This window comes from Micromonospora radicis, from assembly GCF_003583405.1.
Taxonomy (GTDB): domain Bacteria; phylum Actinomycetota; class Actinomycetes; order Mycobacteriales; family Micromonosporaceae; genus Micromonospora; species Micromonospora radicis.
In genome coordinates, this window is the sequence record NZ_QXEC01000005.1 from 83,201 (window position 1) to 107,871 (window position 24,671).

The 24,671-nt window shown below is 73.1% G+C and carries 21 protein-coding genes and 1 riboswitch; of the genes, 10 read left to right on the forward strand and 11 right to left on the reverse strand.

Annotated features, from left to right (window positions below; all coding sequences use genetic code 11):
• Positions 1-53 precede the first annotated feature (53 nt).
• On the reverse strand, positions 54-1,094 hold the full coding sequence (locus D2L64_RS07485; RefSeq protein ID WP_119573985.1) for an App1 family protein: 1,041 nt from the start codon (positions 1,092-1,094) through the stop codon (positions 54-56).
• Positions 1,095-1,210: 116 nt separating this feature from the next.
• Here D2L64_RS07485 and D2L64_RS07490 point away from each other — a divergent pair, with 116 nt between their 5' ends.
• The 4 genes from D2L64_RS07490 to D2L64_RS07505 all read left to right on the forward strand — a co-directional run bounded on the left by D2L64_RS07490 (position 1,211) and on the right by D2L64_RS07505 (position 5,492).
• Positions 1,211-2,842 (forward strand): ArnT family glycosyltransferase, encoded by a 1,632-nt coding sequence (locus D2L64_RS07490; RefSeq protein ID WP_119573986.1) that lies wholly within the window; start codon positions 1,211-1,213, stop codon positions 2,840-2,842.
• A 62-nt stretch (positions 2,843-2,904) separates the two neighbouring features.
• On the forward strand, positions 2,905-3,699 hold the full coding sequence (gene yaaA, locus D2L64_RS07495) for a peroxide stress protein YaaA (protein ID WP_119573987.1): 795 nt from the start codon (positions 2,905-2,907) through the stop codon (positions 3,697-3,699).
• A 98-nt stretch (positions 3,700-3,797) separates the two neighbouring features.
• Positions 3,798-4,469: a hypothetical protein gene (locus D2L64_RS07500; RefSeq protein ID WP_119573988.1), complete on the forward strand. Its 672-nt coding sequence runs from the start codon at positions 3,798-3,800 to the stop codon at positions 4,467-4,469.
• Positions 4,470-4,583: 114 nt separating this feature from the next.
• On the forward strand, positions 4,584-5,492 hold the full coding sequence (locus D2L64_RS07505; RefSeq protein ID WP_407663063.1) for a TAXI family TRAP transporter solute-binding subunit: 909 nt from the start codon (positions 4,584-4,586) through the stop codon (positions 5,490-5,492).
• A 10-nt stretch (positions 5,493-5,502) separates the two neighbouring features.
• On the opposite strand, the gene D2L64_RS07510 is transcribed toward D2L64_RS07505, so the two are convergent.
• The 5 genes from D2L64_RS07510 to D2L64_RS07530 all read right to left on the reverse strand — a co-directional run bounded on the left by D2L64_RS07510 (position 5,503) and on the right by D2L64_RS07530 (position 11,553).
• On the reverse strand, positions 5,503-6,954 hold the full coding sequence (locus tag D2L64_RS07510; RefSeq protein WP_119573990.1) for a sensor histidine kinase: 1,452 nt from the start codon (positions 6,952-6,954) through the stop codon (positions 5,503-5,505).
• Between the two features lie 10 nt (positions 6,955-6,964).
• The gene (locus D2L64_RS07515; protein WP_119573991.1) at positions 6,965-7,621 is read right to left on the reverse strand and encodes a response regulator transcription factor; all 657 of its coding nucleotides are present in this window, start codon (positions 7,619-7,621) and stop codon (positions 6,965-6,967) included.
• A gap of 101 nt (positions 7,622-7,722) precedes the next feature.
• On the reverse strand, positions 7,723-8,034 hold the full coding sequence (locus D2L64_RS07520; protein WP_119574123.1) for a hypothetical protein: 312 nt from the start codon (positions 8,032-8,034) through the stop codon (positions 7,723-7,725).
• Positions 8,035-8,167: 133 nt separating this feature from the next.
• Positions 8,168-10,750, reverse strand: coding sequence for a DUF6077 domain-containing protein (locus tag D2L64_RS07525; RefSeq protein ID WP_199714457.1), 2,583 nt, complete (start codon positions 10,748-10,750; stop codon positions 8,168-8,170).
• Between the two features lie 203 nt (positions 10,751-10,953).
• Entirely contained in the window at positions 10,954-11,553 is a 600-nt protein-coding gene (locus tag D2L64_RS07530) for a TetR/AcrR family transcriptional regulator (RefSeq protein WP_119573992.1), read from the reverse strand.
• Between the two features lie 218 nt (positions 11,554-11,771).
• Between D2L64_RS07530 and D2L64_RS07535 the strand changes: the two genes are divergently transcribed.
• The 4 genes from D2L64_RS07535 to D2L64_RS07550 all read left to right on the forward strand — a co-directional run bounded on the left by D2L64_RS07535 (position 11,772) and on the right by D2L64_RS07550 (position 16,887).
• Positions 11,772-12,671: an ABC transporter permease gene (locus D2L64_RS07535; RefSeq protein WP_119573993.1), complete on the forward strand. Its 900-nt coding sequence runs from the start codon at positions 11,772-11,774 to the stop codon at positions 12,669-12,671.
• Positions 12,672-12,681: 10 nt separating this feature from the next.
• Positions 12,682-13,482, forward strand: coding sequence for an ABC transporter ATP-binding protein (locus D2L64_RS07540; RefSeq protein ID WP_119573994.1), 801 nt, complete (start codon positions 12,682-12,684; stop codon positions 13,480-13,482).
• 150 nt (positions 13,483-13,632) lie between these two features.
• On the forward strand, positions 13,633-15,135 hold the full coding sequence (locus tag D2L64_RS07545; protein ID WP_119573995.1) for a bifunctional cytidylyltransferase/SDR family oxidoreductase: 1,503 nt from the start codon (positions 13,633-13,635) through the stop codon (positions 15,133-15,135).
• Between the two features lie 57 nt (positions 15,136-15,192).
• Positions 15,193-16,887 carry a CDP-glycerol glycerophosphotransferase family protein gene (locus D2L64_RS07550; RefSeq protein WP_119573996.1) on the forward strand — a complete coding sequence of 565 codons (1,695 nt, stop codon included), beginning with the start codon at positions 15,193-15,195 and terminating at the stop codon, positions 16,885-16,887.
• 17 nt (positions 16,888-16,904) lie between these two features.
• Here the strand turns inward: D2L64_RS07550 and D2L64_RS07555 are convergent, their stop codons facing one another.
• From D2L64_RS07555 to D2L64_RS07575, 5 genes are all read right to left on the reverse strand, one after another.
• The gene (locus D2L64_RS07555) at positions 16,905-17,645 is read right to left on the reverse strand and encodes an alpha/beta fold hydrolase (RefSeq protein WP_119573997.1); all 741 of its coding nucleotides are present in this window, start codon (positions 17,643-17,645) and stop codon (positions 16,905-16,907) included.
• Between the two features lie 124 nt (positions 17,646-17,769).
• Positions 17,770-18,642 (reverse strand): C39 family peptidase, encoded by an 873-nt coding sequence (locus D2L64_RS07560; RefSeq protein WP_119573998.1) that lies wholly within the window; start codon positions 18,640-18,642, stop codon positions 17,770-17,772.
• 224 nt (positions 18,643-18,866) lie between these two features.
• Positions 18,867-19,008, reverse strand: a riboswitch (cyclic di-AMP (ydaO/yuaA leader).
• Positions 19,009-19,327: 319 nt separating this feature from the next.
• Positions 19,328-20,086: a hypothetical protein gene (locus D2L64_RS07565; protein ID WP_119573999.1), complete on the reverse strand. Its 759-nt coding sequence runs from the start codon at positions 20,084-20,086 to the stop codon at positions 19,328-19,330.
• 162 nt (positions 20,087-20,248) lie between these two features.
• On the reverse strand, positions 20,249-20,722 hold the full coding sequence (locus D2L64_RS07570) for a hypothetical protein (RefSeq protein ID WP_119574000.1): 474 nt from the start codon (positions 20,720-20,722) through the stop codon (positions 20,249-20,251).
• 91 nt (positions 20,723-20,813) lie between these two features.
• Positions 20,814-22,022, reverse strand: a complete 1,209-nt coding sequence (locus D2L64_RS07575; protein WP_233558831.1) for an acyltransferase family protein — start codon at positions 22,020-22,022, stop codon at positions 20,814-20,816.
• A 248-nt stretch (positions 22,023-22,270) separates the two neighbouring features.
• On the opposite strand from D2L64_RS07575, the gene D2L64_RS07580 reads away from it, so the two are divergent.
• The gene (locus tag D2L64_RS07580; RefSeq protein ID WP_119574001.1) at positions 22,271-23,401 is read left to right on the forward strand and encodes a glycosyltransferase family 2 protein; all 1,131 of its coding nucleotides are present in this window, start codon (positions 22,271-22,273) and stop codon (positions 23,399-23,401) included.
• A complete protein-coding gene (gene pseI / locus D2L64_RS07585; protein ID WP_119574002.1) occupies positions 23,313-24,362 on the forward strand; it encodes a pseudaminic acid synthase in 1,050 nt (349 codons plus the stop codon). The genes D2L64_RS07580 and pseI overlap by 89 nt, the downstream gene beginning before the upstream one ends.
• Positions 24,363-24,671 lie beyond the last annotated feature (309 nt).

Below are 24,671 nucleotides of genomic sequence, written 5' to 3' on the forward strand. Positions count from 1 at the left end.
GGGCACGTCCGTAACCGTGCAGGACGGCGACGGACGAGGCGCGGAGGATCAGCTCAGACCAGGCCGGCGCCGCGCAGCAGGGTCCAGAGGCCGGCGCCGTCGGGGGCGGAGAGCCACTTCTGCCCCACCGGCCCCTCCGCCGGGCGGTCGTGCGGGACGGGCAGGCTGCCGGCCAGCACCGCCTGGGTCGGCGAGAGACGACGGATCGCCACCGCGGCCACGTTGTCCGGGTGGGCGGCGGCGAACTCCCGGTAGATCTCCTGGTCGTGCTGGCCGTCGTCGCCGACGAGCAGCCAGCGTACGTCGGGGAACTCCTGGGCCAGCCGGGCCAGGGTGGCCCGCTTGTGCTCCCGCCCGCTGCGGAACCAGCGGTCGTGGGTCGGCCCCCAGCTGGTCAGCAGCAGCGGCCCGGCCGGGTAGAGATGCCGGGACAGGAAGCGGGTCAGCGTCGGTGCGACGTTCCACGCGCCGGTGGAGAGGTAGAACACCGGGGCACCGGGGTGCGCGGTGACCAGCCGTTCGTAGAGCACCGCCATCCCGGGCACCGCCATCCGGGCGTGTTCGTCGAGGACGAAGGTGTTCCAGCCGGCGAGCAGCGGGCGGGGCAGCGCGGTCACCATCACCGTGTCGTCGACGTCGGAGATGACCCCGAAGCGGACCTCCGGGTCGAGGATCCGGACCGGGGCCTCGACCGGCTCGGCGTCGGGCATGCTGAGCCGCACCGAGCCCCAACCGGGTGGCAGCTCCGCCTCGACCACGGTGTCGATGAAGCCGCTGCGGTCGGCCCGCGCCTCGTGCACCACCCCACCGGTCTCGATGGTCACGGCGACGTGCTTGGCCGGCAGGGTGGCGAAGCTGCGCCAGCCCCGGACCTTCTCCAGCCGCCCGCGCTGGCGGGTGTCGGGGCGCCCCAGCAGCACCCGGCACATCACCCGCACCCAACCGGGCGCGCCGTAGCCGGTGTAGGCGATGATGTTGGTCCGCCAGCCGGTGCGCCGCAGTCGACGCTCGACCAGCGCGTGTACGGCGTCCTCGATCCGCGCGGCCCGGTGCAGGGTCGGTATGGCCAGCTGGCCAGCGGGAGTGGGTGGCACGCCTGCAACCCTGCCACACCCCGCCGGGCTCGGCCACGCGGCAGCCGATCAAGGGCAACCGGCTCCGGGGTGACCCGGTGCCGTGTAAGACTCCGATCGGGACGGCGACGGGGGCGATGGTCGTGCCACGAGCAGAATCAGCAGCACCACGACGACGCGGACGCCGGCCACCATGGCTGGACCGGCCGGCACTCGTCGCGCTCCTGCTCGGGGTGATCGGCGTCGGCTACCGGCTGTACCTGGTGCTGAACACCGTGCCGGTGGCCAACAGCGACGAGGCGACCTTCGGGCTGGCCGCGCTGCACATCGCGCAGGGCCGGGAACATCCGGTCTTCCTCTACGGCCAGCGCTACATGGGCATGTTGCAGTCCTACCTGGCCGCGCCACTGCTCGCGGTGACCGGTCCGAACTGGCCGGCACTGCGGCTGCCGGTGCTGGCCCTGTACGCGCTCTTCCTGTGGCTGATCCACCGGCTGACCCGGCGGATCGGCTCGCCGTGGTTCGCCACCGCGATCGTCGGCCTGCTGGTGCTCGGCTCCGAACGGGTCATCCGCGACCAGGTGACGACGGTGGGCGGCCGGCCGGAGGTCAAGGTCGCGGTGCTGGCCATGCTGCTCGTCGTGGTCGGGCTGGCCCGCGGCACGGTACGCCGCCGGTGGCCGGCGGTCGGCGGTTTCGGCCTGCTCGCCGGGTTGGCGCTGTGGTCGGACTGGCTGATCGTGCCGTACCTGGCGGTGGCCGGGCTGGCGCTGCTCTGGGTGCTGCGCCGGGAACTGTTCGGCTGGGCCGGACTGGCGCTGGCCGTCGGGTCCGTCGTCGGCGTCGCCCCGATGATCCGCGACAACCTGGTCGCCCCACCCGGGCAGGACTCGCTGTCGGTGTTGCGCCGGATCAGCGGCGAGTCCGGGCCCGCACCGCCCTGGCCGCGGCGGCTCGGTGGCGGGCTGCTGGAGGGGGTGCCGCTGGCCGCCGGGCTCTGCCCGGTCGACGGCTGCACCCGCTGGCAGGAGTGGTTCGGCCTGCTCTACCCGCTGCTGCTGGTCGTCGCCGCGGTGTTCGCCGGGCGCGCGTACCGGCGGGCGGTCGGACGGGCCGCGCGGGTCGGGCCGGTGGTACAGCTGGCGCTGCTCGCCGGGGCGGCGCTGACCCTGCTGGCGTACGTGCGCAGTTCCCTGGCCGCGTCGGATCCGCTGGGCAACGCCCGCTACCTGTCGGTGCTGCAACTGTCCCTGCCGGCGGTGCTGTGGCCGCTGTGGGTGGCGGCGGTGGCCTGCTGGCGTGGCACCGTCGGCGCGCTGGGGCGGCTGGCCGGCGCGCTGGCCACCGCCGTACTGGCCGCGCTGGCGGCGACGTCGCTGGTGGTCACGGTGCTGTTCGCCACGGTCGGCGCGGCACCGGGCCGGGTGGAGGAGCGGCAGGCCCGCGAGCTGGCGGCCACCGTCCGCGCGGCCGGCCTGCACGAGGTGTACGGCGAGTACTGGACCTGCAACCGACTGGTGTTCAACACCGCCGAACAGGTGGTCTGCGGCGTCCTCGACGACGACCTGCACCCCGGGCAGAACCGCTACCCGCCGTACTGGTGGCGGCTGGCCCGCGCGGCGCGGCCCGGCTACGTGCTGGGCACCGACACACCGGCGGACCGCCGCCTGCGCGAGTTGCTCGGCGACCGCGCCGACGCGGCGTTGGTGGCCGAGGTCGGCGGGTATCGCGTGTACCACCCGGCGACGCCGCTGCGGCCGTGGCGCTGACGCCGGGCCGTACGCTGGCCGGGCCCGGCGCGTGGTGCGGACCGGGACGCCGAGGAGCCACCATGTTGATCCTGCTGCCACCCTCCGAGGGCAAGGCCGACGCCGGTGCCGGTCGCCGGCTGGACCTGGCCCGGCTCTCGCTGCCGGAGCTGAACCCGGTCCGCGAGCGGGTGCTGACCGCGCTGACCGCGCTGACCGCCGAGCCCCCGGAGACGGCGCTGGCCGCCCTCGGGCTGGGCGCCGGCCAGCACGACGAGCTGCGCCGCAACGCGCGGCTGACCCGGGCCGCCACCGCACCGGCCGGCCGGATCTACACCGGGGTGCTCTACGAGGCGCTCGAACTCGGCACGCTCCCACCGACGGCGCAACGTGCGGCGGGACGGCAGGTACTGGTCAGCTCCGGCCTGTGGGGGGCGGTCCGGTTGACCGACCGGATCCCGCCGTACCGCTGCCCCATCGGCGCCCGGCTGCCCGGCACCGGTGCGCTGCCGGCGCTCTGGCGGCCGGCGCTGGGCCCGGCGCTGACCGCGGCGGCCGGTACCGGACCGGTGCTCGACCTGCGCTCCGGCGCGTACGCCGCCGCCTGGACGCCGCGCGGCGAACTGGCCGGGCGCACCCTGACCGTACGGGTACTGCACGAGTGGGAGGTCGACGGGGAACGGGTGCGCTCGGTGGTCAGCCACTTCAACAAGGCCACCAAGGGTCGGCTGGTCCGGGACCTGCTGGTGCACGGGGTACGGCCGCGTACCGCCGACGGTCTGCTGACCGCGTTGCGCGACCTGAAGTACACGGTCAGCGAACAACCGTCCGCGTCGGGCCGCCCACGTCAGGTCGACCTGGTGGTTTCCGAGCTGTAAACAGCCGCAAGATTTCCTCAAGGCTGAGCCGGATCTGTACCACCGGAGGGTGCCCTGGGTCACCGTGAACAGACCCGACACCACGAGGAGGCCCTCCGGTGGTTGCCGAACCGATTCTGCTCGACCGGCCCCGTCCACCCTCGGCGCTGCCGCCGCTGGACTGGTCGACCCTGGCCGACGCCTTCGAGACAGCCTGCCTGCTGCGCTGCATGCCGCCACCGGCGGCACCCGGCCAGCGCAACGCCGGTCAGCAGCCCAGCCTCCCGGCCACCGTCGAGTTCAACCGCGAGGAGGCGGCCCGGCGTACCCGGCAACTGCTCGACCGCCTCGACATCCCGGTCCGCCACGAGCTGACCGTCGGCGGGCTGCGTCGCCGCTACGAGCTGCACCAGCTACACGTGGCCCGGGAACACCGGGCCGCGTACGCCGCCATGGTGGAGAACGGGTGGCGTCGGGGCCGCCGGGAACTGCTCGGCGGGCCGGTGCCGGGCGCCTCGACAGCCCGTCGGCAGTGGCGCACCCGGCTGGCCGCCGCTGCCTGGCGGGCCACTCTGCTGGCCGGCGGCCGGCACGTCCGCCGGCACATCCTCGGGGTACGGATCACCGACCGGGAACTCGCCGCCGTGCTGGTGCGCGGTGCCGCCCTGCTGGACGTGCCCGCGCTGCTGCGCCCCGGTACCGGCTGTTACCTGGTCAGCGTCGCCCACGGCCGGGATCGGGAACGGATCCTGCAGCACGCCGGTGAGGAGGCGCACCGCCCGGTCGCCTGATCAGCTGGCCCACACTGTGCCGCCCGGGGTTGCGCCACCGGCCTCCGGCGGCGCACAGTGCTGCCCGTGAGCCGTACCCGCAACGCCGCCCGAGCCCGGCAGCACGGCGCCCGCGTGGCCGTGCTGCTCGTCGTGCTGCTGGCCATGCCCGGACTCGGCGGCTGCGGGGACTCACCCGAGGAGGTGGTGCGGATCCGCATCGCCACCGGCAGCCCGACCGCCGTCTACCACGCCTTCGGCCAGTCGCTGGCCACCGTGCTCAACCGCGAGCTGCCCAACGTACGCGCCGAGGTGATGGTGACCGCCGCGTCGGCGGCGAACGTGCGGCTGCTGGAGACCGGCGAGGCCGAACTCGGCTTCACCCAGGCCGACGTACTGCCCGCCGACCCGGACCCGGCCGTGCTGGCGGTCGCCCGGGTCTACGACGACCTGTTGCACCTGGTCACCACCACCGAGAGCCCGGTACGGACACTGGCCGACCTGGGCGGACGACGGGTGTCGATCGGTGCGGCCGGGTCGGGCACCGAGATCACCGTGAACCGGTTGCTCGCCGCCGCGAACCTGCAGGACGCGAAGGTGCAGAAGGCGCGGCTCGGGCTGGACGACTCGGTGGCCGCGCTGCGCCGGGGCGAGATCGACGCCTTCTTCTTCTCCGGTGGACTGCCGGTACGCGCGGTCGCCCAACTGGCCCGGGACACCCCGATCCGGATCGTCGACCTCGGGGCCTGGACCGAACCGCTGCGCCGGGGCAACCCCGAGGTGTACGTGATGCGCGACATCCCCCGCTCGGTGTACGGCATCGACCCGGTCACCACCGTGGCCAACCCCAACTATCTGGTGGTCCGGGCCGACCTGCCGGAGCCGCTGGTGCGGGCGGTGACCCGGCTGCTGATGGAACGGCGCTCCGAGCTGGCCGCGGCGCACCCGGCGGCCGGCCGGATGAGCCCCCGCGCGGCGATCGCCACCGCGCCGCTGCCCCTGCACCCGGGAGCGGCGGCGTACTACCGCGCCAGCAAGCCCTGAACGGGCCCGGTCAGGCCACGACGGACGCGGGCGGTGCCGGCTCGGCCGCGTCGGACGGAGTCGGCAACCCTGCGGCGGGCGTCTCGGCGGCGGTGGGCGCACCCGGGAACCACAGGGCGGCGACCAGCCCACGCGGTGAGTTCGGGTGCATGGTGAGGCGGCCGTCGGAGGCGTCGACCAGCACGGCGGCGATGGTCAGCCCCAGCCCGGCGCCGTCGACGTTCTGCACTTCCGGGGCGCGCCAGAACCGTTCGGTGGCCTGTCCGAGCTGACTGCGGGTCATCCCCGGGCCGGTGTCGCGTACCTCCAGCACGACACCACCGTCGCGGGCGACGACCGTCACCGTCACCTCACCGCCGGCCCCGCTGAACTTCACCGCGTTGTCGATCAGCGCGTCGAGGGCCTGGTCGATCGCGGTCGGTACGGTCCGGGCGTACGCCGGTTCCGGGCCGACCGACAGGCACAGGGTGACCGACCGGTGCCGGGCCAGCGGCTCCCAGGCCGCCACCCGGGACACCGCCACCGCCGTCGCGTCCACGGTGATCCGCTGGTTCTCCCGGCGCTCGGCCCGGGCCAGGGTGAGCAGCCCGTCGAGCAGCAGGGCCAACCGGTCGGTCTCCTCCAGCGCCAGCCGGTGCTCGGCCCGGCCCGACGCGTCGGTCACGCTCGGCCCGAGTTCCTCCACCCGCAGCCGCAACGCCGTCAACGGGTTACGCAGCTGGTGGCTGGCGTGCGCGACGAACGCCCGCTGCCGGTCCATCACGTCGGAGACCACGTCGGCCATGTGGTTGAAGCTCGTCGCCAGGCGGCGCAGTTCCGGCGGGCCCAGCCGGTGCTGCACCCGGGCACCCCGATCCCCCTCGGCGATCTCGTGGGTGACGGCGTCCAGTTCGGTGACCGGGCGCAGCACCCAGCCGGCCAACCCGAACGCGGTGAGCACGCAGGCCAGCACGGCGAGCAGCCCCAGCGCGGCGAGCAGCAGCCACCAGGTCGTGACGGTCCGTCGGATCCCGTCGGACGGAGTGGTGGTGACGACCGCGCCGAGCACCTCGCCACCGTCGTTGATCGGCACCGCCACCACGACCGGCGCCGCCACCCAGGGCCAGACCGAGTCAGGCCCGCTGGCCTGCTGACCGGAGAGCGCGATGTCCAACGCCTCCTGGGTGCCCAGCGACCACTGCCAACTCGGTGACGGGACCACCTCCTGCCGGTCCCGGTCGACCACCGCCGCACCGATGCCGTACAGCTGGTCGTAGCTGTCCAGTTCGTTGTCCAGCGGGCCGGGCGTGCCGCCGCGCAGCACCGGCCCGGCCAGCGAGGCGAACCGGGTGGCGTCGGCGAGCCGGTCGGCACGCACCCGCTCGGTCTCCCGGGTGGCCAGGGTCGCCGCCAGCGGTGTGCCCAGCGCCACCAACACCAGCACCATCAGCAGCAGGTAGCTGATCACCAGGCGCCGTCGCACCGTCGGCCCCTCACTCGGCCCGCAGCCGGTAGCCGACGCCGCGTACGGTCTCCACCAGGCGTGGGTCGCCCAGCTTGCCGCGCAGCGAACCGACGTGCACTTCCACGGTGTGCCGGTCGGCGAAGGTGGTCCCCCAGGCGTCGAGCAGGATCCGGTCGCGGGGTACCGCGACGCCGGGTTGCCGGGCCAACGAGAGCAGGACGTCGAACTCCTTGCGGGTCAGCGCCACCGCCCGTCCGGCCACGCTGACCGTACGGGCGGCCGCGTCGACGCGGACCGCACCGACCTCGATCAGGTTCCGTTCGGGCGCGGCGTGCGAGGCACGCCGGAGCACCGCCTCGATCCGGGCCTGCAACTCCACCATCGAGAAGGGCTTGACCACGTAGTCGTCCGCACCCAGCCGCAGCCCGAGCACCCGGTCACGCTCCTCGCCCCGGGCGGTCACCGCGATGATGCCCAGTTGGCTGCTGCGCCGACGCAGCTCCCGGCACAGCTCGGTGCCGTCACCGTCGGGCAGCGTCAGGTCGAGCAGCACCAGGTCACACGGGGCGGCGGAGATGGCGGCGGCGACCGTGGCGGCATGTTCCACCTCGTACCCCCGCCGGGTCAGAGCTGACGAGAGCGCAGCGGCCACCCGACGGTCGTCCTCGACCAGCAGGATGCGCACCCGGCCTCCCCGTTAGGTCTGCTCCGCAGCCCCGAATGGTTTCGGTTGATGGTGGCAGACGACCGCCCGCGGTGACAGGCCCGGGGCCGGGTGGGCAGTGCTCAGAGGCCGAACACCTCGTCGGCGGTGGTGTCCCGGACACCGTCCACGAAGCCCTTGAACGCGGGGTCGTCGTGGCTGGCCGGCACGGTGGCGACGAGTTCACCGGTGGCCTGGGTGACCGCGTCGACCAGCGGCGGGAAATCGATCTCGGCATCGGCGAGGGTGTCGTCGTCGGCCTCGCCGAGGTTGATCACCTGCTGCACGTCCTCGGACGGGGTGGCGGGGTCGTCCGCCCAGTCCGCGCCGGCCCGGTAGCACTCGTCGTAGAGCGCGCGCTGGCTGTCGGTCCAGTCCTCGTGGTAGCTCTCCATGCCCATCCCCCTGTGCGCCGGCCTGCCTTTCGAGCATGCCCGCCGCGGCGTCGGATCGGGCCGGTACCGGAGGAAAACCGCGCTGGTGCGGTCGGGTCCGGCCCGGCGCCGCCGCACCGGACCCGACCGGTCCTCACTCGCGGACCAGGCAGGTGACGGCGTTCGGGTGCACGGGGGGATCGGCGGGCCGCTCGGCGACCAGGGTGTAGCCGAAGCGCTGGCCGGTCCGTTGGGCGAAGCGGTTCTGGCTGTAGACGCAGATGGTGCCCACGTCGAGGCGTTCCAGCGCGGCACCCACCTCGTCGCGGTCCGGCCGTTCCGCGGCGGGCCCGCCGTTGGCGAAGCGCATCAGCAACAGCCGGTCCTGGGAGAACTGGGAGTTGATGTCGTACTCGACGAGGAAGAAGTCGCGGGGCAGCACGACCCGGGCCTGCGTGGTCATCAGCGGGATGGTCCGCATGATGCTGGCCGGTGCGAGCACCAGGCCGTCCGGACGGTCGAGGTCGATCACGAACTGTGCGATGGCCTGCCGCTCCGGCCGGATCTTCCAGGTGGGTTCCTCGTGCACCAGCACCCCGCTGCGCTCGTCCCACATCGGGATGGCGTAGTTGGTGAACGAGGTGACGATGCCCGCGGCCAGCACCACGCCGACCAGGCCCCGCACCACCTTGAACCGGGTGGGCAGCCAGACGGTGCACAGCAGCCCGATCAACGCCGGCAGGGCGAGCAGCCACGACACCCGCCAGAGCACCACCGAGATGCCGGTGACCGAACCCACCCACTCCAACACCCCGGGCACCAGCAACACGCTCAGGGTGAGGGCGCCGCCGGCCGCGAGCAGCGCCGGCGTACGGCGGCGGGCCAGCAGCGCACCGCACCACAACCCGAGCCCGCCGATGACCCCCACGATGCCGATCTCGAAGGTCCGCCGGTAGGTGTGCGCCGCGTCGTAGAAGTTGACGTCCGCCGCGGCCTCGTTGGCCGACGTACCCAGCACCAGCTGGGTGACCACCACCATCCCGACCGGATAGGTGAGGGCGGCGACCCCGGCGGCCAGCGCCGACTTCCAGCGCCCCACCAGCAGCATCATCAGGGCGGCCCCGCCGACCAGCAGCGGCAGGATGATCGCCGCGGTGGTGGTCAGCCCGATCGCGGTGATCGACAGGGCGACGATCAACACCAGACCCCGTTTCGACCGGTCGTCGAACCAGCGGGTCAGGTAGAGCCACATCAACGGCACGACCGCGGAGACGAACATCCCCTTGCCCTGGTAGAGCCGGGGTAGGTGGAAGGTGCCGAGAGCGGCGTCCGGGCCGCAGACCAGAGCGAGGAAGGCCACTGCGACGGTGAAGGCGAGCACCGGTCGGCGCGGCGCCCACCGCTGCACCAACCGCCACAGGGCCAGCACCGCGAGCACCGCGAAGGCCGGCAGCAGCACGTACCAGACGGCCGAGGCACCGGGTATGCCGAGGAGCCGGGCGAGCGCCCCGGCGAAGACCTCGACGCTGGCGATCGGTGGCTGCGAGGCCATCGCCGGGAGCACGTTCTCGCTGAACAGGAAGTCGTTGAGCGGAACGATGTCGCGCTCGGCCACCCACACCGAGCGGCCCACGTAGTAGATGTCGTCGGGGGTGCTGCGGGCCAGGTAGAGCGAGGCGACCGCCGCCACCGCCGCGATCAGCAGCGCGTACGCCGACTGCCAGGCGGTCGTGGCCGGGGCGGGCGGCCAGGTCGCCGGGGTGCTCCGCCAGGTCCGCCAGGTCAGCAGCACCGCTCCGACGGCGGCCACCAGACCGGCCGACGCGGGTACCCACCAGGACAGCCCCGCCCCGGCCGGGGTGCCCGCCACGCCGGCGGCGATCGCGGCACCGGTGCCGACCAGCAGCACCAGCGCGGTCCACCACCGCTGCGCGGCGGACATCCGCACGGCCCGGTCCGCCGCCGCCTCGACCGCCGCACCCTGCTCCGTAGGTCGGTCGGCAGCTCCCTGCTCCGCCGGTCGGCCGACAGTGTTCGGTGCCGCCGGTCGGTCGGCAGTGGCCGACGCCACCGCTCGGTCGGCGGTGGCCGACGCCACCGCTCGATCGGCGGTGGCCTGCGCCGCCGCGGCGCGGTCGACGGCCGGGTCGGTGGTGGCGTCGGCAGCCGAGCCGGCCGACGGCTCCGCCGCAGTGACGGTCGAGTCCGGCGCGCTCGGGTCCGACCCGCGCTGGTCCGACCCGTCCTGGTCCGACCCGTCCTGGTCCGGCTGCGGGTCGGCCGCCGTCGGCTGGCGGTCCGGATCGAGCGCGGAACCCGCGTCCGGGTCCGCCGGAGCGTCGGTCGCCGGCCCGGGCGCGGCGGCCCGGCGCCGGGCCAGGCGGCGCCAGCGCAGGCCCAGCCGGACCAGCACCGCGAGCACGGCCAGCACCGTGCCGGCCACCAGCCAGATCCGCAGGGTCAGCGACGGGGCGAGGCCCAGCGGCAGGGCGGCGTGGTAGAGCAGCGTCCAGAGCGCGAACGCCAGTACGGCGCAGTCCGTCAGCACGGCCGGAATCGCGGCGAACCCCGCCCGCAGCGCGCCCAGCACGGTACGGATCCGGCGGACAGCGGTGCCACGGGTCGTCGGCTCGGTGGTACGGAGCGGCGCGGAGCCGGTCGGCGCGGCGACCGGCGCGGGCGCGGAGTCGGCCGGCGCGGCGACCGGCGCGGGCGCGGCGACGGATTGGTCGGTCATCGACACGGGCAGGTGTCCTTGTCGTCGTACGGGTAGGTGCGGCTCGGGCGGGCCGGGTCGCCCACCGCGGCGGCCACCACGCCGCGAACCACACCGAGAGTAGTAGTACGTCCGGCGAGACCGGTCGAGCCGACGCGCCAGACGAGGTCCGTCGCCCGGGTGCCGACGCCGGCACTGCCAGCGGTACCCCGGACCGGACCAGCTCAACCGGTGATCGGTGCCGCCCGTTGCCGGGGCAGCGTGTCCGGCGCGCCGAGCGCGAGCGCCACCGACTCGACCAGGTTCTCCAGGTAGCTGTCGGTGAGCGGGGTCCGGGCGATGGCGAGCCGCCAGTACAGCGGCCCGACGATCAGGTCGGCCGCGACGCCCGGGTCGGTGCTGGCGGGCAGTTCGCCGCGGCGCACCGCCCGCTCGATCAGCTGACCGAGGATCTCCTGCTGCCGGGCACGCAGCACCCGTTGCAGCGTCTCGTCGATGGTCGGGTTGCGGGCCGCCTCGGCCAGCAGGTCCGGGATGATCTGCGAGGCCAGCGGGTGGCGCAGGGCGTGGGTCACCACCTGGAACAGCAGGGCGAGATCGCCGCGCAGCCCGCCGGTGTCCAGCGCGGGCAGCCGACCACCGGCGGCGGCGGCCACCACCTCCAGGACGAGTTCGAGCTTCGAACTCCATCGGCGATAGATCGCGGTCTTGCTGACCCCGGCCCGGCGGGCCACCGCCTCGATGGAGAGCCGGCCGTAGCCGACCGCGGCGAGTTCCTGCATCAGGGCGCGGCGGATGGCCGCGGTGATCTCCCCGCGGAGCACCGCCGCACCGGCTGGCGCACGCCTCTTCCCGGTCGTCACCTGGGACTCTTCTCGGCTGTCACGCAGAACAATGTACCGCAAGGACGCTACGGTTGCGTCCCGACGTGTTTCGGACTACTGTCCACGCAGCGGCGAGGCGGCGCTCCCGGTACCAACACGCTAGATTCCATCGTCGCGAACGCACCCGCCGGCACGACAAGATCGGAGCGCCCATCCCCATGGCCATCACGACGCTGGCCGATCCCGACTCCGGCCTGCCCCCAGCCCAGCTGGCGGCCCGGCACGGGCTGCGCATGGCCGGCCAACGCCCCTCCCTGGCCAGCTACACCCGCCAGCTCTGGCGCTACCGGCACTTCATCAGCGCGTACGCGAACGCCAAGCTGGCCGCCTCGTTCAGCAACGCCCGGCTCGGGCAGCTCTGGCAGGTGCTCACCCCGCTGACCAACGCGGCGGTCTACTTCCTGATCTTCGGTCTGGTGCTCCAGCAGACCCGGGGGATGGACAACTTCATCGCCTACCTGACCGCCGGGCTGTTCATCTTCAACTTCACCCAGACCAGCGTGCAGAACGGCACCCAGGCGATCAGCGGCAACCTCGGCCTGATCCGGGCCCTGCACTTCCCCCGGGCCGCCCTGCCGCTGGCCATCACCACCACCCAGTTCCAGCAGCTGCTCGGCTCGATGATCGTACTGCTCGGCATCGTGCTGGCCACCGGCGAGCCGATCACCCTGATGTGGCTGACGCTGGTGCCGGCGGTGCTGCTCCAGACGGTGTTCAACGCCGGCCTGACCATGGTCGTGGCCCGGCTGGGCGCCAAGGCCACCGACCTCAAGCAGGTCATGCCCTTCGTCCTGCGGGCCTGGATGTACGGCTCCGGCGTGCTCTACAGCGTCGAGTTGTTCGCCGAGAACCTGCCGGGTTGGGCCACCGCCATCGTGCAGTTCAACCCGATGCTTGTCTACATCGAACTGGCCCGGGTCGCGCTGCTGGAGAACACCCCGCTGCTCAACGACTCCCTGCCGCTGACCTGGCTGGTCGCGATCGGCTGGTCGGTCGTGATGGGCGTCGGGGGCTACCTTTACTTCTGGCGCGGCGAACAGGAGTACGGCCGTGGTTGATCACCTGGCGATGTCCAACGACGTGACGGTGACCCTGCCCCGGGTCCAGGAGCGGATCCCGACCGTGGTGGTGGACGACGCGCACGTCGTCTACCGGATCCACAAGGGCGCCGCCGGCAACACCAGCCCGGTGGCCGCGCTCAAGCGGATGGTCAGCCGCACCTCGGCGCCGAACGTCCGCGAGGTGCACGCGGTACGCGGAGTCACCTTCACCGCGTACCGGGGCGAGGCGATCGGGCTGATCGGCACCAACGGCTCCGGCAAGTCGACCCTGCTACGGGCGATCGCCGGGCTGCTGCCGGTGGAGCGGGGCGCGGTCTACACCGAGGGCCAGCCGTCCCTGCTCGGGGTGAACGCCGCCCTGCTCAACGACCTGCCCGGGGAGCGCAACGTCACGCTGGGCTGCCTGGCCATGGGCATGTCGCCGGCCGAGGCGCAGCGCAAGCTGCCGGAGATCATCGAGTTCTCCGGGATCAACCAGCGCGGTGACTTCGCCTCGCTGCCGATGCGCACCTACTCCTCCGGCATGTCGGCCCGGCTGCGGTTCTCGATCGCGGCGGCCAAGCAGCACAACGTGCTGCTGATCGACGAGGCCCTGGCCACCGGCGACAAGCGGTTCCGCAAGCGCAGCGAGGCGCGGGTACGGGAGCTGCGGGAGAACGCCGGAACGGTGTTCCTGGTCAGTCACCAGCTCTCCTCGGTACGCGACACGTGTGAACGGACAATCTGGCTGGAATCGGGGCTTATCCGGATGGACGGGCCCACCGCCGAGGTGCTGAAGGAATACGAGGCATTCACCAACGGCAAGTAGAGTTCCGATGAACGCGCGGCATCGCGCGGACGGCATCGCTCCGTCCGACCCCACGCGGGCCGCGCGTTATCGTTCATTCCGTCGCCGTGTCGACGGAACCTTCCATTCACGTACCCCACCGAAGCCATGCACCGAGAGTGAGGACCGGCAATGACGCAGGACCAGACCACCGATTCGGGCACCACGCCGCAGAGCACGGCGCCGTGGCGACCCTCACGAACGGTGGCCGTGGTGCTGGCCGGCGGCACCGGCACGCGGCTCGGCCTCGGCATCCCCAAGCAACTACTGAAGATCGCCGGTAAGCCGATCATCGAGCACACCCTGGCCGTGTTCGAGGCCGCGCCGGAGATCGACGAGATCATCGTGCTGATGGCCAGCGGCCACGTCGCCGAGGCGCAGCAGATCGTCGACAAGGCCGGCTTCCGCAAGGTCACCAAGGTGATCGAGGGCGGCGACACCCGTAACGCCACCACCCGCGTGGCCCTGGACGCGGTCGGCGAGGCCGACTGCAACATCCTCTTCCACGACGCGGTCCGGCCCCTGCTCAGCGGCCGGATCGTCCGCGAGTGCGTGAACGCCCTCTGGACGTACCCGGCGGTCGACGTGGCCATCCCGTCGGCCGACACGATCATCCAGGTCGACGAGAACGAGTGCATCACCGACATCCCGGTCCGGGCCACGCTGCGCCGGGGACAGACCCCGCAGGCGTTCCGCTCCAGCACCATCCGGGAGGCGTACCGGCGGGCCGCGGGTGACCCGAACTTCGCCGCCACCGACGACTGCGGCGTGGTGCTGCGCTACCTGCCCGAGGTGCCGATCAAGGTGATCGACGGTTCGGACGAGAACATCAAGGTCACCCACCCGGTCGACGTGCACCTGGCGGACAAGCTCTTCCAACTGGCCGCCGCCAAGGTGCCCCGGCTGGCCGACCACCGCGCCTACAGCGACGAGGTCTCGGGCCGCACCATCGTCGTCTTCGGCGGCAGCTACGGCATCGGCCACGACCTGACCGAGCTGGCCCGGCGCCACGGCGCCCAGGTCTTCCCGTTCAGCCGCTCCAGCACCGGCACCCACGTGGAACGGCCCGAGGACGTCGAGGCCGCGCTGAAGAGCGCCTTCGAGGCCACCGGCCGGATCGACCACGTGGTGGTCACCGCCGGCATCCTGGAGAAGGGCGCGCTGGCCGAGATGGACCAGGCGACCATCGACCGGGTGCTCCAGGTCAACTTCGTCGGCCCGGTGACGGTCGCCCGGCAGGCGCTGCCCTACCTCCAGCAGACCAAGGGTCAGCTGCTGCTCTACACCTCCAGCTCGTACACCCGGGGGCGGGCGGACTACGCGCTCTACTCGGCCACCAAGGCCGCCCTGGTCAACCTGACCCAGGCGCTGTCGGACGAGTGGGCGGAGTTCGGCGTACGGGTCAACGTCATCAACCCGGAGCGGACCGCCACCCCGATGCGGACCAAGGCGTTCGGCAGCGAACCCGAGCACACCCTGCTCGCCGCCGAGACCGTCGCCCAGGCGTCGCTGGACGTGCTGATCTCGGATCTCACCGGTCAGGTGATCGACGTCCGCCGGCCGCCGGGGGAGGCGCCCGCCGCCGTGGTACCGGCCCAGGCCGGCCGAGCGGCCAGCACCGCCCCCGTCGGCTGACCCCACCCACGACCCGTCGACTCACCGACGCACACCGAGCGCGGAGGCTACACCGAGATGCGTGGTGACCTGGTCAGGAAACTGGCCGCCCGGGGCCTGGCCACCGGTGTGGCCGTCCTGGCGTTCCTCGTGGTCGCGCTCACCGGCGCGACCGGCTGGGGGCTCGGTCTGGCGGTGCTCGCGCTCGCCGCCACCGTCTGGGAGCGGCGGGTACGCCCCGGCGCGGACAACGTCGCGGAGACCACGCTGATCGCGGCCGGGGTCCTGGTCGGCTATGCCCGGCAGCTCGACGCCGGTTTCGACCCGGCCCTGGCCGCGACCGCCCTGGTGCTGCTGGGTCTGGTGCTGGTCACCGGTCCGCTGCGCGACGCCGGGAACCTGGAGACCCGCACCGCCAATCTGCCGGTGCGGGCCTGGGCGCCGCAGGTCGCCGCACGCCTCGACGACGTGGTGGCCGGTCTGCTCGCCGGGCTGGCGCTCGCCGCCGGGATGGGCCTGCCCGCCTGGGTGGCCCTGGCGGCGAGCCTGCTGGCCGGTGCCACCGTCGGCGCGGTCGCGCTGCGCCTGGTCCGGCGCCGGTTCCGGCCGGGCACGGGCGGCTCACCGGTCGCCCGGGCGCTGCGCCGTCACCAGCCGGAGTTCGTGCTCTACTTCTCCGCCCCACCCGGTTCCGAGTACCAGGTCACCATGTGGCTGCCGTACCTGGAACGGATCGGCCGGCCGTTCCTGGTGCTGCTGCGGGAGCCGGAGTTCCTGCCCACCATCGCGGCGGCGACCACCGCCCCGGTGGTCTACTGCCCCACCCTGCGTGGGATGGACGAGATCGTGGTGCCGAGCCTGCGGGCGGCGTTCTACGTCAACCACGGCGCGAAGAACAGCCACTTCCTCCGCTTCAACCAACTCACCCACGTGCAGCTGCACCACGGCGACAGCGACAAGGCGTCCAGCGCCAACCCGGTGTCGGCGATCTTCGACCGGATCTTCGTCGCCGGTACGGCCGCCGTCGACCGCTACGCCCGGGCCGGGTTGAACATCCCGGCCGAGAAGTTCGTGGTGGTCGGCCGGCCCCAGGTCGAGGCGATCGAGGTACGCCGGGGCCCGGTGCGGTCGGCGAACCCGACGGTGCTCTACACCCCGACCTGGACGGGGCACCACGCCGACGCCGACTACTGCTCCCTGCCGGTGGCCGAGAAGCTGCTGCGGCGGCTGCTCGACCGGGGTGCCACGGTGATCCTGCGAGCCCACCCGTACACCGCGCAGAACCCGTCCTCGGCCCGCCAGTTGGGGCGGCTGCACGACCTGCTCGCTGCCGACCGGGCGGGCACCGGCCGGCCGCACCTGTTCGGCGCCGCCGCGGCCCGGCTCACCCTCACCGAGTCGGTGAACCGGGCCGACGCGCTGGTCTCCGACGTCTCCGGGGTCGTCTCGGACTGGCTGTACTCGGGCAAGCCGTACGCGGTGGTCGACACCGGAGTGCACGGCGACCGGTTCACCGAACGGTTCCCGCTGGCCGCCGCCGGGTACGTGCTGCACCGCGACCTGGCCGACCTGGACGACGTGCTGACCCGGCTGCTCGACACCGACCCGCTCGCCGATGCGCGCTGGGTGACCCGGCGGCGCTACCTGGGCGACTTCCCCGCCGAGGCGTACGCCGAGGGCTTCCTGACCGCCGCCCGGCGTGAACTCGACCCGACCTGGGCCGCGCCGACGCCGCGCGCGGCCAGCGACGCGCCGCTCTCCCCCGCCACCTGAGTCACGCCGGCCGCCGGTCAGCCGGCGTGATCGAGCAGGGCGAGCACGGCCGCCGGATCCTCGACGTGGGCGTTGTGCCCGAGACCGGGCAACGTCACCACCGGCACGCCGTACCGCCGGAGTTGGGCTTCGGAGACCATCAGGTCGTGTTCGCCGCGGGCCAGCAGCACCGGTACGTCGATCGCGGCGAGCAGGCCGTCCAGGTCCGGCTCGCCGACACCGAACGCGGCCGGATCCATGGCCAGCCGCCACCGACCGGCCACCTCCCGCAGCCCGGTGTCCACGGCGGGGTCGTCGGGGTCGAGGAGCCCGGTCAGGCCGGCGACGCGCAGGAAGCGCTGTGCCGCCTCGTCCCGGGTGGCGAACCAGGTGACCGGTCGATCCGCCAGTTCTCCGGCGCGGGCCAGCTCGGCCGGGGACCACACCGCCTTGATGCCGAGCCCGATCACCGCGTCGATCGGCAGTCCGCTGCCGGCGGCCAACGCCAGCGCGACCACGCCGCCGAGCGAGTGGCCCAGCACCACGACGCGGTCGCCGGTGTCCAGGCCCGCGGCGACCCGCTCGGCGAGGGCGGTGAACGAGTACCGCGACAGCGGCGGCGCCGCACCGTGGCCGGCCAGGTCGGGGGCCGACCAGCGCCCCGGCCGGTGTCGACGCAGCATCGACGACCACGGTGACCACACCGCACCGGTGGCGCCCATGCCGTGCAGCAACAGCAGGACCGGCCGGCTGGCCCGGTCACCCGACTCCGTGATCATGCGCGCAGTCTGCCACCGGCGGTCGCCGTCGGGCGAGAGCGCCGACCGGGATACGACACGGGCGCCGACCCCCGGGTGGGGATCGGCGCCCGGCGCGTTCGGCTCGCTCGCTCGTACGGTTCGCTCAGGAGGAGTAGCCGCGGGTGGCTGCCCAGTTCGCGAGGTCGATGGTGCTCATCCAGTACGAGTAGTACGACGGGTCGGCCGAGTCGGCGATCTTCACCAGCCGGCCGTCGTCGTCGTAGCCCACCACGGCGATGTAGTGACCGCCCGGGAAGGAGTGCCAGGCACCCACGGTGTCGGTGGCGCTGCCGGCGACGTTGACCACGACGCTGCGTCCGTCGGTGACCGCCGCCACCACGTCGGACTGGAGCCGGTCCATCTGGGCCGGAGTGGCCGCGCCGCCCGGGATCATCGTGGTCGTGTACGGGTCGCCCTTGACCACGGAGTTGAGCACCCGGGTGGTGTCCTCGGCCGAGTTGGTGCCGGCGTACGTGGTGCCGAGCTGCCCGGCCAGGGTGTCCTGGTCGCGGTCGATACCGGCGGCGCTGAGCGCGTTGCGCACCGCGGCCGGGCCGCAGTAGTAGCCGGTGGTCTGCGCCTGGTAGTCGTAGTCTAGGACCTTCTTGACCGGCGGCTTCGGCGTCGCCTTCTCGCTGGTCACGTCCGGATCCGGGGCGGCGGAGGTGGCCTGCGGCGACGGTACGGCGGCAGCGCTGCTCGGCGCGGCGGCGCGGGTCGCCGGAGCGGCGCTGTCCACGACGGCGGCCGAGTCGACCCGGGCCTGGCTGCGTGATGCCGCGCTGTCGTCACGCAGTTCGGCGACGGCGGTCGTGGTGTTCGCGTCGGCCGGGCCCTCGTCGGTCCGGGCGAGCAGGGCACCGGTGCCGGTGGCCAGTACGAGTGCCGCCGCCGACGCGGCCACCAGCTGGTACGACCGCTCGGTGGACAGGCGACGGAGCTGACGTTTGACGGTGTGCTTCACGGGATCCTCCACGGGCTGAGGGGTGAACGGCACACCGTCGACCGCGGTCCGTCGGCACGGGGCACCGACGACCGTCCGGTCACGTGGACATGCCGTTGCGGGGTGTGCGCCCGGGAACCGGGCGGCTGCGGTGGGCCGGGATCAGCTCGCGGACGACGGGCCCGCGAGCGCGGGCACCACGGTGCCGTGGAGGCGGGGGAACAACGGGGGGATCGAGCGTTGCTGCACGAGAATGGAACTCCTTCCGACACCGCCGACCGGGTTAGCTGACGGATTCGGGCGGGAAGATCGCCCTACCGCGGGCCGAGGCTCGCAGATTCACCCCAGTGGTGCAGTGGGTCCCCGGTTCGTGAGATCACGATTGAGCGGGTCGGCGCGGCGTCGCCACTTGCGATCGGTAACCGCACCGGACGCGCCGACATTACTGGCCGGTCAAGGCCATGCCAACCCTCCCCGACCTGCCTAAACATGATCGGGATCAGTTTTTTTCGGATATCCGGGAACTGTCGTCGTTCAATGGGATTCGGGGTCGTGGCGGTTCGATCGGGTCAGAACGGGACCGGCTGTCGACAATGTCCCGGCCAGCGCGCCGACTATGGGGCCAGAATGCACCGGGTGACCGATTCTCCACAGCATGTGACCGGGGTCACGGAATCCTCCGACCATGCTCGTCGCGGTTGCCCGCACGGCAGGGCGATCAGCCGACCCGGGCGGGCCGCCAGCGCAGGATCGCGGCCGGCCGGCCGACGGCCACCCGACGCGGCGCCGGCAGCGGCTCGGGCCGCAGCCGCTGCACGGCGGCGTACGCCTCGGCGGAGAGGGCACGGGCCGCGTCGACGGCCGACTCCGCCGCCCGCCACGCGTCGCGCTCACGCTGCTGCGCCGCCCGGTAGGCGGCCAGCCGGCCGTCCCGCACCACCCGGGCCAGGATGATCTCCTGCTCGACCGGGTGCCGTCGTGGATCCCAGCCGCCCCGGTGCGCCAGTACGTCGGTGAGCTGCCGGGCGGTCAGGTCCCCGCGCCAGTGTGCGGTCATCGCGGCGCGGTGCAGCCAGCGCTCCCGGGCGGCGTACTCGGTCGGGGTCCGGGGCGTACCGGGGACGGGTAGGGCTTCGGCGGCGGCGAGCCGACGGGCGGCGGACTCCGCCTCGTCGTACGCGGCGAAGGCGCGGTCGAGTTCGGTGTGGGCGCGCTGCCATCCGTCGCGGTGCCGCTGGGCGTTCTGCGCGGCACCGGCGGCGGCCACCGCCACCTCACCGGCGTACCGACGCAGGTCGGCTGCGGCCGCGACGGGGTCCCCGGCCGGGTCGTCGGATTCCCGCTCGACCGGCGGTGCCGGTTCGGGCCGGGCCACCAGGGCGGTGAGTACGCCCAGGGCGAGCACGAGCAGCACCGACCAGATGGCGGCGGCCCGTGGCACCTCGATCAGGAACTGGTAGAGAACGGTCTGTTCCATGGCGGTTCCTCGCGGAAAGATGTGCGACTACGACTGGTTCGCCGAGAGCCGGCTCCGGTAGCGGGCACCGGCCGGATCGGCGGTGGGTACGGGTGACCGGACGGACGGTGGCCGGGACGGCCGGTGCGACGTCGGCCAACCCCGGCGATGCGGGTGGCGGCGTCAGCCGCGGGGCGGACCGCGCGTGGGATGGGCGCCCGGGACTGCCGCCACGAGGGCCGGTGTGGGTCCGACGGCGACCGGCCCGACGGCCCACGGCCGCGACCGACCCGGCGTCGCCGGTGGCTGCGCGGGACCGGCGTGGTCGCTGCGGTCACCACCCGTCGCGGCGCTCGACCCCAGCGCGGGCACCGCGGTGAACCGGTCCGGGCCACTCCCGGCCGGCACGACGGGCCCGACCACGGCTCGACCGGCACCGGAGTGCAGGTCGAGCCGGCTCGTCGGCGGGGCCACCTCGGCCCGGTCGGCCTGTCCCGGCGCGGCGGTCGCCAGACCGGGCAGCGCGCCGGGGGTGGCGTGGGCGGGCACCGCCCACGCGCCGAGGGTGAAGGCGGCGGCGACCGCGAAGCTGGTCAGCAACCGCGCCGCCCGGCGCGCCAGCCACCACAGAGGATGGGTGGCGGCGACGGGGAGCACGTCGTCACGCTACCCGTCGGGGTCGCCGAGCGGCACCGCCGCCCGGCGTGTCGCGCGGGGAAAGCGTCCGCTGTGGCGCCGAAGACGCAGGTCAGGACCGGTCGGACGACTGTCCGGAGTGGACGGAGGTGGTCGACTCGGAGGTGGTGACCTCGGACGTGGCCGACTCGGACGTGGCCGGTGTCGCCCCGTCGGGCGGGACCGGGCGGCGCGGGGCCAGCCGGCGCATCATCGGTTGTTCCACGAAGCGGTGCACCAGTGCGGCCAGCCCCAGGGTGAGCAGCAGGAAGCCGATCACCGCCGCCGGGCCCCACCAGCCGGGCAGGCCGGTCCCCCAGTCGCCGGTGACCCGCAGGATCGTCATGATCACGAAGACGTGCACCAGGTAGAAGGCGAACGAGACCTCGCCGAGCCAGACCATCGGGCGCGCGCGCAGCGGTGAGCGACGCCCGTGCACGTCCGCGTCCGCCGCGGCGGCGATGACCAGCACGTACGCCGCGGCCAGCAGCGCCGCCCAGAGTTCGGCCCGGATCCACTGGGAGGCCGCCACCCAGGTCGCCACGAAGATCAGGCTGGCCAGGGGCAGCCGGGGCCCGCGCCAGCGGCCACGGAGCATGAGTTCGGCGGCGGCCACGCCCATCCAGAACTCCAGCGAGCGGACCAGCGGAAACACCTGGGTGAACCACCACCGGCTCTGCTCCGGCACCAGCGTCTGCGCGGGCCAGAGCGCCAGGATCAGCAGCGGAACCGCGATCACGACGGCCCAGAGCAGCCACGGCCGGGCCCGCCGGACCAGCGGCAGTGCCAGCGGCAGACACAGGTAGAAGAACAGCTCACAGGAGAGTGACCAGCTCACGTTGTTGACGCTGTAGAAGTAGCCGGGTCGGGGATCCCACGCCTGCAGCAGGAACAGGTTCTCCAGGGCGGCCACCGGGTTGATCGGGTCGGCGAACCAGAGGGCCGCCAGCATGGCCAGCGCCCACAGCAGCAGGTGATTCGGATAGATCTTGGCGAGCCGCCGCCGCCAGAACCGCCGCCGGGAGTCACCCGGGCGGGCCGACCAGACCAGCACGAAGCCGCTGAGGATGAAGAAGAACTGCACCCCGGACAGACCCAGCGTGAAGATGTCGCCGACCACCGCCTGGTAGGCCGGTTCGGCGATGATCCGCATGGTGCCGGCGTGGAAGCCGAAGACCAGCAGGGCGGCGACCCACCGCAGCCCGGTCAGCGACGGCAACCGGTTCAGGTCGGCCCGGCCGGCGGCGGGGCCCGCCGAGATGGTCACCGGGGCGCTGGTCATACCGGTACCCCGGTCGTCGACGGCGGCACCAGCACCTGCTCATCCTCCCCACGGACGGGCGGACCGATCCGATCGGCCACCGGAGGCGGCCCGATCGACGCCGCCCGCCGGGCACCCTACCCGCTCGGGCACCGGCCCATCCGCCGGGATCGACACCACGGGGACACCGGATCGCTGTTCAATCTCCTCACCGCTGCCGGTCATGTCTGGTTCCCGCCCCGTCCATCCGCACGGCAGAGGGTGACCGGGTGGTCATTCAGCCGACGCGAACGCCGCTGCTGAGCATCGTCGTGCCGGTCTACCGCGTCGAGGCGTACCTGCGGCAGTGTCTCGACTCCGTGCTCGCCGACATCCCGCCCGACGAGGCGGCGGAGGTGCAGCTGGTCGCGGTGGACGACGCCTCGCCGGACGGATGCGGGCAGTTGCTGGGCGGGTACGCCGCCGACCATCCGGGCGTACGGGTGCGGCACCTGGACACCAACGTCGGCCTGGGCCCGGCCCGCAACGCGGGCCTGGACGTGGCCACCGGCCGGTACGTCTGGTTCGTCGACAGCGACGACTGGCTGCCGCCGGGCACCATCGCGGCGGTGCTGGACCGGTTGCGCGCCGATCGGCCCGACGTGCTGATGCTCGACCACCTGCGGGTACACGAGTGCGGGCGCCGGGAGGTCGACGCCAGCAGCCACCTGCTGCGCGGTACGCCGGGGGTGGTGCGGCTGGCCGACCGGCCCCAACTGCTGCGGGTGCAGCACACCGCGTGGAACAAGGTGGTACGCCGCGAGTTCATGGCCGAACTGGGGCTGCGCTTCCACCCCGGCTGGTACGAGGACATTCCGTTCAGCCATCCCCTGCTGATCAGCGCCGAGCGGATCTCGGTATTGGACCGGATCTGCTACCTGTACCGCCAGGGTCGACAGGGCGCCATCACCTCCACCCGCAGCAGCCGGCACTTCGACGCCTTCGACCAGTACGACCGGTTGTTCGCCTGGCTACGTCGGCGGCACCCGGACGGACGCTGGCACGCCGAACTGTTCGACCTGATGGTGAGTCACTTCCTCGTGGTCGTCGGCAACGACGGCCGACTGCACCCGAACCTGCGGCGGGACTTCTTCCGTCGGGTCGCCGGGCACTATCGCCGGTACCTGCCGGGTAGCGGCTACCCCCGGCCGGGTGGGGTGGCCGGGCTCAAGCACCGGCTGGTCGGCCGGGACAGCTACCTGGCGTACGCCGCGTTGCGGCGGGCACGACGCATGACCGCACACTGGTGGACACCCACGGAAACGGAACACGATGACGACGCTGAAGATCGGGCCGCAGCTGGTCGGCACCGGGGAACACCCCTTCGTGGTGGCCGAGATGTCCGGCAACCACAACGGTGACCTGTCCCGGGCACTGGCCATCGTGGACGCGGTGGCGGCCAGCGGCGCGCACGCGCTCAAGCTCCAGACGTACCGGCCGGACACCATCACCATCGACGTCGACGCTCCCGCCTTCCGCATCTCCGGTGGGCACGAGTTGTGGGGCGGAGAGAACCTGTACCGGCTCTACGAGCGGGCGCACACCCCGTACGAGTGGCACGCGCCGATCTTCGAACGGGCCCGGGAACACGGCCTCACGGTCTTCTCCTCACCGTTCGACGCCTCGGCCGTGGAGCTGCTGGAGAGCCTGGACGCACCCGCGTACAAGATCGCCTCGTCGGAGCTGGTCGACCTGCCGCTGATCGAACTGGTCGCCGCCACCGGCAAGCCGCTGGTCCTCTCCACCGGGATGGCCACCCTGGCCGAGATCGACGCGGCGGTGCGCACCGCCCGCGCGGCCGGCGCCGCCGGCATCGTGCTGCTGGCCTGCACCGCCGCCTACCCGGCCCCGCCCGCCGACAGCAACCTGCGGCGGATTCCGGTGCTCGCCGACGCGTTCGGCCTGCCGGTGGGGCTCTCCGACCACACACCGGGCATCGGGGTACCGGTCGCCTCGGTGGCGCTCGGGGCCTGCTTCATCGAGAAGCACATCACCCTGGACCGGGCCGACGGCGGCGTGGACGCCGACTTCTCGCTGGACCCGACGGAACTGGCGGCCCTGGTCGTCGAGTCGGAGCGGGCCCACGCTGCCCTCGGCGGCAGCGCCGTCGGCCCGACCTCGGCCGAGCGGGAGGGGCTGCGCTTCCGGCGCTCGCTGTACGTGGTGACCGACGTGCGCGCCGGTGACGAGGTCACCGCGGCCAACGTCCGTTCCATCCGCCCGGCCGGCGGCCTGCCGCCCGTCGAGATCGGCCGGGTACTGGGTCGCCGGTTCACCGCCGACGTGCCCCGTGGCACCCCGCTGAGCTGGGACCTGATCTGATCGGCCCAGCCGCGCGGGTTCCTCGGGAGGGCTGGGCCGCCAGCCCTGCCGGTGTCACTTGTGCACGCTGTCGAGCTGATAGCACAAACGGATCGCCGCGCCCGACGGCGACGCGCGACACATGCCGGCCGGACGGTCCACGTCCGTAACGCCGTCCCCGACGCATCTCAACGGGACCGCCCACCACCACACCCAACCCCGACGTGACTCAACAAGACCGCCCACCACCACAGCCAACCCCGGCGTGACTCAACGGGACGGCCCACCACCACAGCCGACACCGACGTGACTCAACAAGACCGCCCACCA

Coding starts and splice junctions, on each gene's coding strand:
- D2L64_RS07520 (WP_119574123.1), bottom strand. CDS start 8,034: ATGGAGAGCTACCACGAGGACTGGACCGACAGCCAGCGCGCGCTCTAC.
- D2L64_RS07575 (WP_233558831.1), bottom strand. CDS start 22,022: ATGACCAGCGCCCCGGTGACCATCTCGGCGGGCCCCGCCGCCGGCCGG.
- yaaA (WP_119573987.1), top strand. CDS start 2,905: ATGTTGATCCTGCTGCCACCCTCCGAGGGCAAGGCCGACGCCGGTGCC.
- D2L64_RS07490 (WP_119573986.1), top strand. CDS start 1,211: ATGGTCGTGCCACGAGCAGAATCAGCAGCACCACGACGACGCGGACGC.
- D2L64_RS07535 (WP_119573993.1), top strand. CDS start 11,772: ATGGCCATCACGACGCTGGCCGATCCCGACTCCGGCCTGCCCCCAGCC.
- pseI (WP_119574002.1), top strand. CDS start 23,313: ATGACGACGCTGAAGATCGGGCCGCAGCTGGTCGGCACCGGGGAACAC.
- D2L64_RS07555 (WP_119573997.1), bottom strand. CDS start 17,645: ATGATCACGGAGTCGGGTGACCGGGCCAGCCGGCCGGTCCTGCTGTTG.
- D2L64_RS07525 (WP_199714457.1), bottom strand. CDS start 10,750: ATGACCGACCAATCCGTCGCCGCGCCCGCGCCGGTCGCCGCGCCGGCC.
- D2L64_RS07545 (WP_119573995.1), top strand. CDS start 13,633: ATGACGCAGGACCAGACCACCGATTCGGGCACCACGCCGCAGAGCACG.
- D2L64_RS07550 (WP_119573996.1), top strand. CDS start 15,193: ATGCGTGGTGACCTGGTCAGGAAACTGGCCGCCCGGGGCCTGGCCACC.
- D2L64_RS07540 (WP_119573994.1), top strand. CDS start 12,682: ATGTCCAACGACGTGACGGTGACCCTGCCCCGGGTCCAGGAGCGGATC.
- D2L64_RS07565 (WP_119573999.1), bottom strand. CDS start 20,086: ATGGAACAGACCGTTCTCTACCAGTTCCTGATCGAGGTGCCACGGGCC.